Origin of the sequence: Agrobacterium sp. ST15.13.015 (assembly GCF_027871645.1) — a bacterium.
GTDB classification, from domain to species: Bacteria; Pseudomonadota; Alphaproteobacteria; order Rhizobiales; family Rhizobiaceae; genus Agrobacterium; species Agrobacterium leguminum.
In genome coordinates this window covers 252,552-267,581 of sequence record NZ_JAQAHF010000002.1, presented here as the reverse complement: position 1 = coordinate 267,581, position 15,030 = coordinate 252,552, and the positions used below count along the sequence as shown (strand labels likewise).

Below are 15,030 nucleotides of genomic sequence, written 5' to 3'. Positions count from 1 at the left end.
ATCGTCTGCCAGACGTTTCATGGTGTCGCGAGGCCGGAAAATTCCGGCTCCGCCTGAAGCCTCAATGCTTATTCAGCGGCTTCCAGAACAGCGCCATCATCCATGGCCCTGTAAGTATATTGGTCGATGCGCTTTTCGATTTCCGGACGGAAATTGCGGATCAGCGCCTGTACCGGCCATGCGGCGGCGTCGCCGAGCGCACAGATGGTGTGGCCTTCGATCTGCTTCGTCACTTCAAACAGCATGTCGATTTCGCGCTTCTGGGCATTGCCCTTGACCATGCGTTCCAGCACGCGCCACATCCAACCCGTGCCTTCACGGCACGGCGTGCACTGGCCGCAGCTTTCATGCTTGAAGAAGGCCGCGATGCGGGCAATCGCCTTGATGACGTCGGTGGACTTGTCCATGACGATCATGCCGCCGGTGCCGAAGGAAGACTTCACTTCGCGCATGCCGTCGAAATCCATGATGGCGTCCTTCATGTCCTCACCGCGAACGATGGGGCAGGATGCGCCGCCGGGGATGACGCCGAGCAGATTGTCCCAGCCGCCGCGAATGCCACCGCAATGGTGTTCGATCAGCTCGCGGAAGGACAGGCCCAGCGCGTCTTCGAAGGTGCAGGGACGCTCGACATGGCCGGAGACCATGAACAGCTTGGTGCCGACATTGTTCGGACGGCCGATGGACGAGAACCATGCAGCGCCACGGCGCAGGATGGTCGGCGCAACGGCGATGGATTCAACGTTGTTGACGGTCGTCGGGCAGCCGTAAAGACCCATATTGGCCGGGAACGGCGGCTTGAGGCGCGGCTGGCCCTTCTTGCCTTCAAGGCTTTCGAGCAGAGCCGTCTCTTCGCCGCAGATATAGGCACCTGCGCCGTGATGGACGTAGATGTCGAAATCCCAGCCGTTCTTGTTGTTCTTGCCGAGCAGGCCGGCATCATAGCATTCGTCGATGGCTGCCTGCAGCGCCTCACGCTCGCGCATGTATTCGCCGCGAACGTAGATATAGGCGGTATGCGCGCCCATGGCGAAACCGGCGATCACGCAACCTTCGATCAGCGTATGCGGATCGTTGCGCAGGATTTCGCGGTCCTTGCAGGTGCCGGGCTCGGATTCGTCGGCGTTGACGACGAGGTAATGCGGGCGGCCGTCATTTTCCTTCGGCATGAATGACCATTTGAGACCCGTCGGGAAGCCAGCGCCGCCGCGACCGCGAAGGCCGGAAGCCTTCATCTCGTTGATGATCCAGTCACGGCCCTTTTCGATGATCTGCTTGGTGCCGTCCCAATGGCCGCGCGCTCTCACGCCTTTCAGGGACTTGTCCTTGAGGCCGTAGAGATTGGTAAAGATGCGATCCTGATCTTTTAACATGCTTCACCTCTTACCGCGGCTTCTTGCCGAAGACCTTGATATACTCGGCTTCGCCACCCTTGGCGAGCGCCTCGGCCTGCTTGACCCAGTCATCACGGCCGATACGGCCCTTGAAATTCAGATAACCATCGACCCAGTCGCATTCGGCCTGCTTCCAGCCGGCGATCTGCGCATAGGTGAAGATGCCGAGCTCGTTCAGCGTACCCTCAATCTTGGGGCCTACACCGGAAATCAGCTTCAGGTCGTCGGGCGTTGCGGGCTTTTCGATGCCTGCCGGACGATCCTGGGAATCGAGCGACGGCTTCGCAGATCCCGAAGCTTCCTTTTCGGCGGTTTTCACATTGGCTTCGGCAGCCTTGGGCGCGGTCACCGGCGTCTTCAGCTTCGGATCGGTTTCAGGCGCGTCCGTCTTCGGCTTGGCGGCGTTGGAGGGCGGAACCGGTGCGGCGTCCGCAGCCACTTCGGCCGGCTTGTCGAGATTGGAGCGATCCGGCTTGATCTCTTCCGTCAGCGTCGTGAGGCCGCCGACCGGGACCGACTGGTGACGGTCGATCTGCGGGCCGGTCTTGACGGTGTCGCCCTTGCCTGCCTCGAACGTATCGATGATCTCTTCCAGACGCTCGGGCGTCAGGTCCTCATAGGCGTCCTTGAAGATGATGACCATCGGCGCGTTGACGCAGGCGCCCTGACATTCCACTTCTTCCCAGGAGAGCGTGCCGCTCTCATTGGTGTGCAGCGGATCGTGGTGGATCTTCTTGCGGCAGACATCCATCAGCGCTTCCGAGCCGCGCAGCATGCAGGGCGTGGTGCCGCAAACCTGAACGTGGGCGCGCGTGCCGACCGGCTTCAGCTGGAACTGGGTATAGAAGGTCGCCACTTCCATGACGCGGATATAGGCCATATCCAGCATGTCGGCGATTTTCTCGATGGCGGCGCGGGTAACCCAGCCGTCCTGCTCCTGCGCACGCATGAGCAGCGGGATGACCGCCGATTGCTGGCGTCCCTCGGGATATTTCTTGATCGTCTTTTCAGCCCATGCGGTATTTTCCGCATTGAAGGCAAACGCCACGGGCTGGAACTGATCTTCGGCTAGTCGACGAACGGACATACTTCCTCACGCCTTTTCAGTTTAACGTCTCACAACGCGATCTCGCCACCGTGACGAATTCGCAGGCGTAAGCCGCCTTGTCTTTCTGCATGAACACGATGAACTTGCTGCCATTGGGAACCGAGGCCTTGATCTCGTATCCCGACGACAGAAGCTGCTTGATGGTCGAAGAGCCGCCGCTCGACAGCGATATGCCGCCCTCGTCCGTCGCCGTCTGGGCGAGAGCGGAGGCAGACATCGCAGCGAGAAAAGCCGGTATGGCCAGCGGCAGACGCATCAGCGGTCGACCTCCCCGAACACGATGTCGAGGGAGCCGAGCACGGCTGTAACGTCAGCAAGCTGATGGCCCTTGCACAGGAAATCCATGGCCTGCAGGTGTGCGTAGCCCGGCGCGCGGATCTTGCAGCGATAGGGCTTGTTCGAACCGTCTGCGACCACGTAAACGCCGAACTCGCCCTTCGGCGCTTCGACGGCGGCGTAAACTTCGCCGGCGGGAACGTGGTAACCTTCGGTGTAGAGCTTGAAGTGGTGGATCAGCGCTTCCATCGAACGCTTCATCTCGCCACGCTTCGGCGGAACTACCTTGCCATCAAGCGAGGAGACCGGACCGATGCGGTGCTTGCCGGAGAGAAGGTCGACGCACTGCTTCATGATCTTTACGGATTCGCGCATTTCCTGCATGCGGATCAGGTAACGATCATAGCAATCGCCGTTCTTGCCGACGGGAATGTCGAATTCGAGATCGGAATAGCACTCATAGGGCTGCGCGCGGCGCAAATCCCAGGCAGCGCCCGAGCCGCGCACCATCACGCCCGTGAAACCCCAGGCGAAGGCGTCTTCAAGCGAGACGACGCCGATATCGACGTTACGCTGCTTGTAGATGCGGTTGTCGGTCAAAAGGCCCTCGATATTGTCGAGAACGGTGAGGAACGGATCGCACCACTTGCCGATATCATCCACCAGTTCCGGCGGCAGGTCCTGATGCACGCCGCCCGGACGGACGTAAGCCGAGTGCATGCGGGCGCCGCAGGCGCGCTCATAGAACACCATCAGCTTTTCGCGTTCTTCGAAGCCCCAGACCGGCGGCGTCATCGCGCCGACGTCCATAGCCTGTGTCGTCACGTTCATGATATGCGACAGGATGCGGCCGATTTCCGAATAGAGAACGCGGATCAACTGACCGCGCATCGGGATTTCGAGACCGAGCAGCTTTTCGACGGCGAGCGCGAAAGCGTGTTCCTGGTTCATCGGCGCGACGTAGTCGAGGCGGTCGAAATAAGGAACGGCCTGCAGATAGGTCTTGGTCTCGATCAGCTTTTCGGTGCCGCGATGCAGGAGACCGATATGCGGATCGACGCGTTCGACGATTTCGCCATCCAGTTCCAGAACCAGACGCAGCACGCCGTGCGCGGACGGATGTTCCGGACCGAAGTTGATCGTGAAATTGCGGACGTTATGCTCAGTCATTCTAGTGCTCCGCCGAGGTGATCATGGCGATGAATTCGGGGCCGGTCATGTTCTGCGTGATTTCCGCGAAAGAATAGCTCGAAGGCTTCTCATCCGTGAAAATCTGCGACGCGAACTTGAAACTGGAAGGGTTATCGAAAGCCTGCAGCGAAACGGCGAAATGCTTGCCGTCCTTCGAGCGCCACATCAGCGTGCTGCCGCAATTCTTGCAGAAGCAGCGCTCACCCCATTCCGACGAGGAATAGACGCCGAGGTTCTCTTCGTTCTCAACGGAGATATCAGCGCATTCGACAGCCAGAAAGGCACCGCCGGACCAGCGGCGGCACATGGAGCAATGGCAAACGCCGAATTCGCGGGCACCGATGACGGCATTGAGGCCGACGGCGCCGCAAAGACATTGTCCATGCTCTGTCGCGGGGGCTTGGCTCATTGCTTGGCCTTTTCGTCACCCGGGAGAACATATTCGGTCCCTTCCCAGGGGGAGAGGAAATCGAAGTTGCGGAATTCCTGTTTCAGTTCAACCGGTTCATAAAGAACCCGTTTCAGCACGTCATCGTAACGCACTTCCACAAAGCCGGTAACCGGAAAATCCTTGCGCAGCGGATGGCCTTCGAAACCGTAGTCCGTGAGGATGCGGCGGAGATCCTTATGGCCTTCGAACGGAATGCCATACATGTCCCAGGCTTCGCGCTCGAACCATTCGGCACCCATATAAACCGAGGTCGAAGACGGTACGCCCTCGTCTTCCGCCACCTGCAGCTTGACGCGTACGCGCAGGTTCTGGCGCGGCGACAACAGATGATAGACAACGTCGAAACGCTTTTCGCGCTGCGGCCAGTCGACACCGCAAATATCGATGATGTTGACGAAACCGCACTGCACGTCGTCACGCAGGAAGGTCAAAAGCGCGATCACGCTTTCAGGCGTCGTGTTCAGCGTCAGCTCGCCATAGGCGATATCAGCCGACACCACGAGGGAACCGCGCGCTTCCTTAACGTAAGCAGCAAGATCGTTGAGAGCTTCGCTCATTCTTAATCCGTCCTTTGCCCTTAGCGCTCGATCGTACCGGTACGACGAATCTTCTTCTGCAGCAGAAGCACGCCGTAAAGCAGCGCCTCCGCCGTGGGGGGACAGCCCGGAACGTAGATATCCACCGGCACGACGCGGTCGCAGCCGCGCACGACAGCGTAGGAATAATGGTAATAGCCGCCGCCATTGGCACAGGAGCCCATGGAGATGACGTAACGCGGCTCGGGCATCTGGTCATAGACCTTGCGCAGAGCGGGCGCCATCTTGTTGGTCAGCGTGCCGGCGACGATCATGACGTCCGACTGGCGCGGTGAGGCGCGCGGGGCGACGCCGAAGCGCTCCATGTCGTAACGCGGGCCGGACGCCTGCATCAGGCCTTCGACGGCGCAGCAGGCAAGGCCGAACTGCATCCACATCAGGGAGCCGGTGCGGGCCCAGGTGATCAGCTCGTCGGTCGAGGTGACGAGAAAACCCTTGTCGGCCAGCTCGTCATTGATTTCCGTGAAGTAGGCATCGTTGCTGCCAACCGGCTTGCCGGTGGAGGGATCGATGATCCCCTTCGGCTGCGGCGCAACGAGCGTGGTGTTGTTCTGGCTCATGCCCATTCCAGCGCTCCCTTCTTCCACTCATAGATAAAGCCGATGGTGAGAACGAGAAGGAACACCATCATCGACCAGAAACCGAACCAGCCCATCTCGCCAAAAGACACCGCCCATGGGAACAGGAAGGCGACTTCCAGGTCGAAGATGATGAACAGGATCGACACGAGATAAAAGCGGATATCGAATTTCATGCGGGCATCGTCGAAGGCGTTGAAACCGCACTCGAAAGCAGAAAGCTTTTCCGGGTCCGGCGCCTTGTAAGCGACAGCGAACGGCGCAATGAGAAGCGCCAGGCCGATGACGAGAGCGATACCGATGAATATTGCGATCGGAATGTAGGAACTGAGGAGTTCAGTCATGGTCTCTTCCCTGCCCGGCCGGGTGCCGGGCCTGCCTTTGTGACCTTAAGTCTCAAAGAGCGGACAATATGTTGCAACGCCAAAGTCGTTAGCGCAGCCGCGCTCTCTCTGCAAGAGTTTAGGCACCATTTCAAGACACCTGCCGCATTGATTGGCAACAATATTGCCGGAATTGACGCAAATTTGGGCCACAATTCCGGCCTAAGCCACTCAAATACAATAATAATCGATTGAACGACGCAACCGCAAAAAAGTCACACGAATTTTACGTCCGGATGGCGGTGAAGTGACGATATTTGGGAATCGAAACTTGACTAAAAAATGCAGGAAAAATCGCGTTTAAAAAGCCCGGAATCAGGCGCTGGAATCGTCAATAGACGAGCGCGCAAATCGCGTGTCGATCTGTTTTTTAAGGAGACATTTCAGGAGAGAGAAATGGCGCGAGTGACGGGGCTCGAACCCGCGACCTCCGGCGTGACAGGCCGGCACTCTAACCGACTGAGCTACACCCGCGCACCACAGACATTCATCTGCGTTTTCCGAGGGACAGGATGGCGCGAGTGACGGGGCTCGAACCCGCGACCTCCGGCGTGACAGGCCGGCACTCTAACCGACTGAGCTACACCCGCATCTCCTGACGACAGGAACCAGTCCCGCCGCTCGAACCAGCCTCGGCTGTTCGATGAGCGGCTAACTACGGCGTTCGTGCGGGGGTGTCAAGCAGGTTTCACGACAAAAGAATAAGCTTCTTCATTTTGATCGGGAAAAACCGAAAGGCCTTGGAAGGCGATTGCGGCAAACGCCCTGTTTTTCGGGCTTTTCCCAACGAAAACAAAAAACTTGTCCACAGCCGGAGGCTTCCGTAGCGGGATTTCCACATGACCATCACGGCGTCCTCGGGTCCTGTTTCGGGCAAAAAGCCCGCAGTTCCCGGCTTTTTGCCCCCGTCCCCCGGCGACGGAAAATTCTCTCGGCAAAAAAAACAAAAAAACTTCACAAAAGCCCTTGCGGTTTTTTTCCGATCCGCATACATCACGGCCACCGACGCGGCGGACATGATCCGCAAGACGCGAAGGGCGATTAGCTCAGTTGGTAGAGCGCCTCGTTTACACCGAGGATGTCGGGAGTTCGAGTCTCTCATCGCCCACCATTTTCCCAGAAGATTTAAATATCACCCCCTGAGACCGAGATTGTTCGTGTTTGCTTTGGCTATGCGATAAGCCCTCCAGTATTCGGAATCATTGCCCCCTGCCCTAACTACGGTCGGTAGAGCGTCGTCACGATTCCCAACCGCTGGAATCGCTTTTCTCCAGTTGCGCCATGCCAAATCGGCACCGCTGTTCCAAAATCCGACAACTTGACCACCCCCTGTATCACCCCGCAACATACCGGAAAATAAGGAAGATTCAGACTTTCTAAAGAGATTTCAGGCATTGTTTGCGCACCGTTTCATGATGAACGGTTGAACTGATGGATGAAACCATGTCGATCGACGCGTTTGTAACACTCGCGCTTATAGCGCTGCCTGTTTATATTTTTTTCCGCTGGGTCCAGCAGGACTCGGAGAAACAAGATACTCCCAAAAGCAAGAATTCCATGGGGCGGTGATCTGTTACCATCGATCCGCAGTATTTTCCCGGATGGCTCCGGACGAATCCTTCACAATCCGATATCGAAGCGGCAATGCCGATTTTAACGGCTTGCATCGTCAGGCATCGTGCAGGATCGGGAAACGCGGCCAAGAGGCCCCTCGCCGTACAAAAAAGCCGGGCATAGCCCGGCTTTTCTCATTTGCGGTGCCAATCGGCCCGATCAGTTGATCGCCTTCATATTGACGGTGAAGAACAGCGTTTCGCCGGAAGAATCGTCCACGCCGTCATTGTCCGTCACGGCATAGGCCGTTCCCGCCTTGTCGAAGGTGAAGCCTTCCAGCTTGTCGACGACATAACCGTTGGTCTGGGCCTTGAGGTCAGGCAGGAAGTCATGGGCTTCCTGCTTGGCCACCAGCGGCAGTTCGCCGCCGATCTTGCCCGGCTTCAGGTCCGCGATCGCAACACGGTAGAGCTTCTTGATCTTGGCCTTGTCGCCGATCTGGTTGTCGCGCTCGACGATATAGACATAGTCGCCCTGCGCGGCGATTTCGGAGAGGCCGACCCAGCCTGCCTCGGTCTTGTCGAGCGGGTAACGGACGGCGCCCCACTCCTTGGATTTCGGATTGTAGGAGACCAGCTTGACGAAGCCCTTTTCGTCCGTGCCCCATTCACGCTGCACAGCCATCCACAGCGTCGCGTCGTCGCCCTTGCCGATCATCGTCACGCCTTCGAAACCGAAGCGGGTGTCGCCGGCGAGAAGTTCCTTCGGCAATGCGATCTCAGCCTTGATCTCGCCCTTGGCGTTGACGTTATAGAGCGCGTGCGGAACGAGCTTGGCGCTGTCGCCTTCAGAAGCCAGCCAGAAACCGCCTTTGCCGTCCAGCGTGATGCCTTCGATGTCGAGCTTCTGAGCGGCAATACCGTCACGCTTGACGCGCAGGACGCTAGTGATGGTGGCGGGCTTTTTCGTCGCATCGATGGTAAAGATCGACGGCTGGTTGCCATAGACCGAGTCGGAGACGGCATAGAGAATGCCGGGCTTTTCGGCATCGCCGACCAGACCCGAAAGAGCGCCCCAGCCGATCGGTGCACCATCGACGGTGGCGGAAACCAGCTGCGGATAGGCTGCTTCACCTTCACCGCGTTCATAGAGCATGACATGCGAGCGCACGCCGCCGTCTTCGATCAGATCGACCTCATTGGCCGTGGCAAGGAGGTTGCGCGACGGGATGGCGACAGCGCCTTCCGGCGAAACGCCCGAAGGCAGGAGCTGCGTCAGTTCCGGCTCCTTGCCGGTGTCCTTGTAGACAGCGACGACAGAGGCGCGCTCCGACAGCACGAAGAAATATTTCTGGTCGCCGAAGGTCGCCGCTTCCAGACCTTCCGGCTCGATGCCCTTTGCCTTGGAGCGCTTTTCCGGATAGTGGCCGATGGCCGCAACCGCGTGTTCGAGCGAGGCGCCGGATTCGTAGACGAGCTTGCCGGTCTTGTCGAAGATGGTAAAGCCGCGCGAACCGCCCTGCCAGTCGCCCTCATTGGCGATGACGATACGGTCGTTGTCCAGCCACTTCACGGCGTCCGGCTCGCGCTTGCGGCCTTCCTGCTTGTCGGTGAACTTCAACTGGCCATCGGTCTTCGTATCGATGCCTTCAAGATCGACCTTGCCGGCGGAGAAATGCGTCTTCACCGTACCGGTCTTGCCGTCGAGAATGACGATATGATTGTTTTCCTGAAGAGTCAGCGCGATCTCGCCATTGGCGTTGATTGACACGAATTCCGGCTCTGGATCCTCAGGAGAAATTTCGGCAAGACCGGTGAGCTCGATCTTCTTCAGCTTCGCGCAATCGGCAACGCCGTCTTTCAGGCCGACAGTCACCAGATAACCGGCGGGCATCTGCGGCAGGGCGCCTTCGTTCACCTCTTCATCGCGCTCGTTTTCGATGGCGATGGCGGCGAAGGTCTTGTCTGGGGAAACGGCGACGGAATCGGGCTGGCCGCCGAGATCACAGCTTGCTTCGATCTTTTTGGTAGCAATATCGACCGTCACCAGCTTGCCGGAGGGCTTCGCGCGATTTTCCGACGTATTGACGCCGGCCAGCACCTTGAGACCGGCAACGGCAACGGAGGTCGGTTCGCCTTCGAGCCGCAGCGCGCCGCCGGCCTTGGGAGCCTTGGCGTCGGTGATGTCGATGAAACCGATGCCGCCAAGCGGGCTGTCCGAATAGATCAGTGTCTTGCCGTCTTCGCTGGCGGTAATGATTTCAGCCGAGGTGACGGATTTGGCGTCCTTGTCCGCGGGAAGGTTTTTCGCCACCGGGAAAGATGCGATGCGGTTGAAAACCGGCTCGGCCGCGGCCGGGATGGCTGCGGACGTGAGCAGCGCGGCGGTCAAAGCCATTTGAGAAAATCGGAACGCCATTTTAATCCCCCTTGGGTCCAAAAATACCCCAAGGCTTCTGCGTTACAGACATGACAGTGGCATGACACTTCCTGACCGCTGAATCAAAAAGCCCGGCCTGGAAGGCCGGGCTTTCGTGTTTATGCCCACATTCCGCGTCGAAAAACGCCGTGTGTCCGGATGGAAGCTACACAGGCGCTTCCCTGCTTTCATTCACATCTTGACCGGGAGAACCCGGCCTGTCCGAAAAGAGTTTTTCGAAACACCGCCCGCTTTTGGCGGCGATGTGACGGCGTCAGGGCGTCAAAACATGTTTCCTCGTGAACCTGAAAAGCTGCCCGCCCGCCGCCGGGCGTTGCGGCTTTCCGGAAACCTTACGAGTTGACGGCGTCCTTCAGGCCCTTGCCTGCGGAAAACTTCGGTACGTTGCGAGCCGGGATATCGACTTCAGCACCCGTGGAAGGGTTACGGCCCTTGGAGGCTTCACGACGGCTGACGGAGAAGCTGCCGAAGCCGGCCAGGCGAATGTCGCCACCGTTCTTCAGTTCGCTCTGTACAGTTTCGAATACAGCATCAACAGCGGAAGCAGCATCTGCCTTCGTGAGACCAGCCTTTTCGGCAACAGCAGAGACGAGCTCGTTCTTGTTCATGTTTCCACCCCTTTCAATGGTTTGAAACGACTCAAATTAAGCCGGCGCAGAATACGTTCGCATCCGCGCGCAGCAACCCAAAAGCGCTGGAATCGCCTGAAAAACAAGGGGTCTGCGTTTTTTTTCACAAAAAAGGCCGACATTTCTGCCGGCCTTCCACATATTCGTGCCAAATTCGCATCACTTGTGCGCAGCTTTACGCCACATGCGCCTTCCGACACCTAAGACATTGAATCTATGCATCAGCCATCGCGAAAGGCGATTCCCGCCCCTCGCGACGATGCATTATCAATGCGCGATGGTCTGGCTGCCGTCGTCGACGCCTTCGACGGTTGCGATCACCGGCGTCTCGATGCTGCCGTCCCACTCGATGGGCTCCGGCTGGCGGATAAGGGCGTGCTTGATGACCTCGCCCATGCGCGACACCGGGATGATTTCCATCTCGTTCTTCACATTGTCCGGAATCTCCGCCAGATCCTTGGCGTTTTCTTCCGGGATCAGCACCTTCTTGATGCCGCCGCGAAGGGCCGCAAGCAGCTTTTCCTTCAGGCCGCCGATAGGCAGCACGCGACCGCGAAGCGTGATCTCACCCGTCATCGCCACATCCTTCGAGACCGGGATACCCGTCATGATGGAGACGATGGCGGTCGCCATGGCAACACCGGCGGACGGACCGTCCTTCGGGGTTGCCCCTTCCGGAACGTGCACGTGGATATCGCTCTTGTCGAAGCGCGGCGGCTCGATGCCGAAGTCCACGGCGCGCGAACGGACATAGGATGCCGCCGCCGAAATGGATTCCTTCATCACTTCCTTGAGGTTACCGGTCACCGTCATACGACCCTTGCCCGGCATCATCACGCCTTCGATGGTGAGCAGCTCACCGCCAACTTCCGTCCAGGCAAGACCCGTGACGACGCCGACCTGATCCTCGCGCTCGGCCTCGCCATGGCGGAACCGCGGAACGCCCAGATAATCCGGCACGTTGGCAGCGGTGACTTCCACGGACTTGACCTTGCCCTTGATGATCTCGGTGACAGCCTTGCGCGCCAGCTTCATCAGCTCGCGTTCGAAACTGCGCACGCCCGCCTCGCGGGTGTACTGCTGGATGACGACCATCAGGGCGTCATCGGTAACCGAGAATTCTTCCGGACGCAGGGCATGTTCCTTGATCGCCTTAGGCAACAGGTGACGCTTGGCGATTTCGCGCTTTTCGTCTTCCGTGTAACCGGCGATGCGGATCACTTCCATGCGGTCCATCAGCGGGCCGGGAATGTTCAGCGTGTTGGCCGTTGTCACGAACATCACGTCGGACAGGTCGTATTCCACTTCAAGGTAATGGTCCATGAAGGTGGAGTTCTGTTCCGGATCGAGAACCTCGAGCAGAGCCGACGACGGATCGCCACGGAAATCCATGCCCATCTTGTCGATTTCGTCGAGCAGGAAGAGCGGGTTCGCCTTCTTGGCCTTCTTCATCGACTGGACGATCTTGCCCGGCATGGAGCCGATATAGGTACGGCGGTGACCGCGGATTTCCGCCTCGTCACGAACGCCACCCAGCGCCATGCGCACATATTCGCGGCCGGTCGCCTTGGCGATCGACTTGGCGAGCGAGGTTTTGCCGACGCCGGGCGGGCCGACGAGGCAGAGGATCGGGCCACGGATTTTCGTCGCACGGGCCTGCACGGCCAGATATTCGACGATACGCTCCTTGACCTTGTCCAGACCGAAGTGGTCCTGATCCAGGATCTTCTCGGCATTGTTGAGGTCCGCCTTGATCTTGGACTTCTTGCCCCAGGGCAGACCAAGCAGCCAGTCCAGATAGTTGCGCACGACGGTCGCTTCCGCGGACATCGGGCTCATCTGGCGCAGCTTCTTCATTTCCGCTTCGGCCTTTTCCTTGGCCTCCTTGGAAAGCTTGGTCTTGGCGATGCGCTCTTCCAGCTCGGCCATCTCGTCACGGCCGTCCTCGCCGTCGCCGAGCTCCTTCTGGATCGCCTTCATCTGTTCGTTCAGGTAATATTCGCGCTGTGTCTTCTCCATCTGGCGCTTGACGCGCGAGCGGATGCGCTTTTCGACCTGGAGCACGGAAATTTCGCCTTCCATGAAGCCGAGCGCCTTTTCAAGCCGCTGCTTCACGCTGACGGTTTCCAGCATTTCCTGCTTTTCGGTAATCTTGATCGACAGGTGCGAAGCGACCGTATCGGCAAGCTTCGAATAATCGTCGATCTGGCCGGCGGCGCCGACAACCTCGGGCGAAATCTTCTTGTTGAGCTTCACATAGCTCTCGAATTCAGACACGACCGAACGCGACAAAGCCTCGATCTCGACCGGATCTTCGGCAGGCTCCTGCAACGGCGTCGCAGTGGCTTCATAGAAGTCTTCACGGCCGGTGTAGCTGTCGATCTGGGCGCGGCCCTTGCCTTCCACCAGCACCTTCACGGTGCCGTCGGGAAGCTTCAGAAGCTGCAGGACATTGGCGACCGTGCCGACCTTGTGGATGGCCTCCGGGGCCGGATCGTCATCGCTGGCGTTGATCTGGGTAACAAGCATGATCTGCTTGTCCGACCCCATGACTTCCTCGAGCGCACGGATGGATTTTTCCCGCCCGACGAACAGGGGAACGATCATATGCGGGAAAACGACAATGTCGCGCAGGGGAAGTACCGGATAGGTACCGCCAGATGCCGCAGACGTGATGTTCGTCATATCATTTCCTTTCCATGGTCCCTTTCGGGACACTTTGCCGGACAGCTTGGGGCATCCGGCACATTCATTTCTCGAGACTGAAAGTGGAGTTTCGAAACACCGATTTCAAGTCGCCGGAACAGACGGCCTTACGCGACGGCAGGACCGTGAAATTCAACAAAACCCAGCGCCGGCTAATACTACCGACATTTCCGGTTATCCTTGAGGGCTCAGGAACCGGGTCGCCGACGAAATTCACATTTCCGTCATATCGCGCTGCAAATCAGTTGTAAGACTTTATCAGCAAAGCGCAATCCGCTCCAAACGCAAAATCGGGCTTCGCCAAGTTAGGCGCAAGTTTCACACCCGGCGACAACAGAAAAGGCCCGCACGGAGGCGGGCCTTCTGACTTCATCGAAGCACCGGACCGGCCGATCAGGCCGAAACGTTGGTCTTTTCTTCCTGACGATCCGCATAGATGTAGAGCGGGCGTGCAAGGCCGCTGACGACCTCGTCGGAAATGACCACTTCGCGCACGCCTTCCAGCGTCGGCAGTTCGAACATGGTGTCCAGAAGGATTTTTTCCATGATCGAGCGCAGGCCGCGGGCGCCGGTCTTGCGGGTGATCGCCTTGCGGGCGATTTCGCGCAGCGCGTCCTCGTGGAAGGTCAGTTCCACATCTTCCATCTCGAACAGGCGCTGATACTGCTTGACCAGCGCGTTCTTCGGCTCGGACAGGATCTGGATCAGCGCATCCTCATCGAGGTCTTCCAGCGTGGCGAGAACCGGCAGACGGCCGATGAATTCCGGGATGAGACCGAACTTCACCAGATCTTCGGGCTCCAGCTCGCGCAGAACCTCGCCGACGCGGCGATCATCTTCCGCCTTGACGGTCGCACCGAAGCCGATCGAGGTCTTTTCACCACGGGCCGAGATGATCTTGTCGAGACCGGCAAAGGCGCCGCCGCAGATGAACAGGATGTTGGTCGTATCCACCTGCAGGAATTCCTGCTGCGGATGCTTGCGGCCGCCCTGAGGCGGTACGGAAGCGACCGTGCCTTCCATGATCTTCAGAAGCGCCTGCTGAACGCCCTCGCCCGACACGTCGCGCGTGATGGACGGGTTGTCCGACTTGCGGGAAATCTTGTCGACTTCGTCGATATAGACGATACCGCGCTGGGCGCGCTCGACATTGTAATCCGCAGCCTGCAACAGCTTCAGGATGATGTTTTCCACGTCCTCGCCGACGTAACCGGCTTCGGTCAGCGTCGTTGCGTCCGCCATGGTGAAGGGAACGTCGATGATGCGGGCGAGCGTCTGGGCAAGATAGGTCTTGCCGCAGCCCGTCGGACCGACGAGCATGATGTTCGACTTCGCAAGCTCGACATCGCCATTCTTGGAGGCGTGCGCGAGGCGCTTGTAGTGGTTGTGAACGGCAACAGACAGGATCTTCTTCGCCTGCTTCTGGCCGATGACGTATTCGTCGAGGATCTTGATGATGTCCTGCGGGGTGGGAACACCCTCACGCGACTTCACCATCGACGTCTTGTTCTCCTCGCGGATGATGTCCATGCACAATTCGACGCATTCATCGCAGATGAATACCGTCGGTCCGGCAATGAGTTTCCGGACTTCGTGCTGGCTCTTGCCGCAGAATGAACAATAGAGTGTATTCTTAGAGTCGCCGCCGTTGCTGCCGCTGACTTTGCTCATATCACTTTCCTTCCAGCACGCCGCAGGTCCGCCAAACGGATCGCGGTCAACTTA

General features: G+C 58.6%; 13 protein-coding genes and 3 tRNA genes. 1 reads left to right on the top strand and 15 read right to left on the bottom strand.

Annotated features, from left to right (window positions below; all coding sequences use genetic code 11):
- Positions 1-68 precede the first annotated feature (68 nt).
- The 11 genes from nuoF to PIB16_RS04510 all read right to left on the bottom strand — a co-directional run bounded on the left by nuoF (position 69) and on the right by PIB16_RS04510 (position 6,971).
- The gene (gene nuoF, locus PIB16_RS04560) at positions 69-1,373 is read right to left on the bottom strand and encodes an NADH-quinone oxidoreductase subunit NuoF (protein ID WP_020012329.1); all 1,305 of its coding nucleotides are present in this window, start codon (positions 1,371-1,373) and stop codon (positions 69-71) included.
- Between the two features lie 10 nt (positions 1,374-1,383).
- Complete coding sequence (locus PIB16_RS04555) at positions 1,384-2,481, bottom strand: NADH-quinone oxidoreductase subunit E (protein ID WP_271045078.1); 1,098 nt, start codon at positions 2,479-2,481, stop codon at positions 1,384-1,386.
- A 16-nt stretch (positions 2,482-2,497) separates the two neighbouring features.
- The gene (locus PIB16_RS04550; protein ID WP_065653988.1) at positions 2,498-2,758 is read right to left on the bottom strand and encodes a hypothetical protein; all 261 of its coding nucleotides are present in this window, start codon (positions 2,756-2,758) and stop codon (positions 2,498-2,500) included.
- Positions 2,758-3,948 carry an NADH-quinone oxidoreductase subunit D gene (locus PIB16_RS04545; protein WP_003496461.1) on the bottom strand — a complete coding sequence of 397 codons (1,191 nt, stop codon included), beginning with the start codon at positions 3,946-3,948 and terminating at the stop codon, positions 2,758-2,760. The genes PIB16_RS04550 and PIB16_RS04545 overlap by 1 nt, the downstream gene beginning before the upstream one ends.
- A 1-nt stretch (position 3,949) precedes the next feature.
- Positions 3,950-4,378, bottom strand: coding sequence for a GFA family protein (locus PIB16_RS04540; protein ID WP_271045077.1), 429 nt, complete (start codon positions 4,376-4,378; stop codon positions 3,950-3,952).
- The gene (locus PIB16_RS04535) at positions 4,375-4,977 is read right to left on the bottom strand and encodes an NADH-quinone oxidoreductase subunit C (protein ID WP_003496465.1); all 603 of its coding nucleotides are present in this window, start codon (positions 4,975-4,977) and stop codon (positions 4,375-4,377) included. The genes PIB16_RS04540 and PIB16_RS04535 overlap by 4 nt, the downstream gene beginning before the upstream one ends.
- Before the next feature lie 20 nt (positions 4,978-4,997).
- The gene (locus PIB16_RS04530; RefSeq protein WP_003521524.1) at positions 4,998-5,582 is read right to left on the bottom strand and encodes a NuoB/complex I 20 kDa subunit family protein; all 585 of its coding nucleotides are present in this window, start codon (positions 5,580-5,582) and stop codon (positions 4,998-5,000) included.
- Positions 5,573-5,938 (bottom strand): NADH-quinone oxidoreductase subunit A, encoded by a 366-nt coding sequence (locus tag PIB16_RS04525; protein ID WP_003496469.1) that lies wholly within the window; start codon positions 5,936-5,938, stop codon positions 5,573-5,575. The genes PIB16_RS04530 and PIB16_RS04525 overlap by 10 nt, the downstream gene beginning before the upstream one ends.
- Positions 5,939-6,374: 436 nt before the next feature.
- Positions 6,375-6,451, bottom strand: a tRNA-Asp gene (locus PIB16_RS04520).
- A gap of 39 nt (positions 6,452-6,490) precedes the next feature.
- Positions 6,491-6,567, bottom strand: a tRNA-Asp gene (locus PIB16_RS04515).
- Positions 6,568-6,665: 98 nt separating this feature from the next.
- On the bottom strand, positions 6,666-6,971 hold the full coding sequence (locus PIB16_RS04510) for a hypothetical protein (protein WP_271045076.1): 306 nt from the start codon (positions 6,969-6,971) through the stop codon (positions 6,666-6,668).
- A 41-nt stretch (positions 6,972-7,012) separates the two neighbouring features.
- On the opposite strand from PIB16_RS04510, the gene PIB16_RS04505 reads away from it, so the two are divergent.
- Positions 7,013-7,088 (top strand) — tRNA-Val (locus tag PIB16_RS04505).
- A 662-nt stretch (positions 7,089-7,750) separates the two neighbouring features.
- On the opposite strand, the gene PIB16_RS04500 is transcribed toward PIB16_RS04505, so the two are convergent.
- From PIB16_RS04500 to clpX, 4 genes are all read right to left on the bottom strand, one after another.
- Positions 7,751-9,949, bottom strand: a complete 2,199-nt coding sequence (locus PIB16_RS04500) for an esterase-like activity of phytase family protein (protein WP_271045075.1) — start codon at positions 9,947-9,949, stop codon at positions 7,751-7,753.
- A gap of 353 nt (positions 9,950-10,302) precedes the next feature.
- Positions 10,303-10,578, bottom strand: a complete 276-nt coding sequence (gene hupB, locus PIB16_RS04495; protein WP_003502360.1) for a DNA-binding protein HupB — start codon at positions 10,576-10,578, stop codon at positions 10,303-10,305.
- Between the two features lie 288 nt (positions 10,579-10,866).
- Positions 10,867-13,284 carry an endopeptidase La gene (gene lon / locus PIB16_RS04490; protein ID WP_078054020.1) on the bottom strand — a complete coding sequence of 806 codons (2,418 nt, stop codon included), beginning with the start codon at positions 13,282-13,284 and terminating at the stop codon, positions 10,867-10,869.
- Positions 13,285-13,698: 414 nt separating this feature from the next.
- Positions 13,699-14,976 carry an ATP-dependent Clp protease ATP-binding subunit ClpX gene (clpX, locus tag PIB16_RS04485; RefSeq protein WP_059752638.1) on the bottom strand — a complete coding sequence of 426 codons (1,278 nt, stop codon included), beginning with the start codon at positions 14,974-14,976 and terminating at the stop codon, positions 13,699-13,701.
- Positions 14,977-15,030 lie beyond the last annotated feature (54 nt).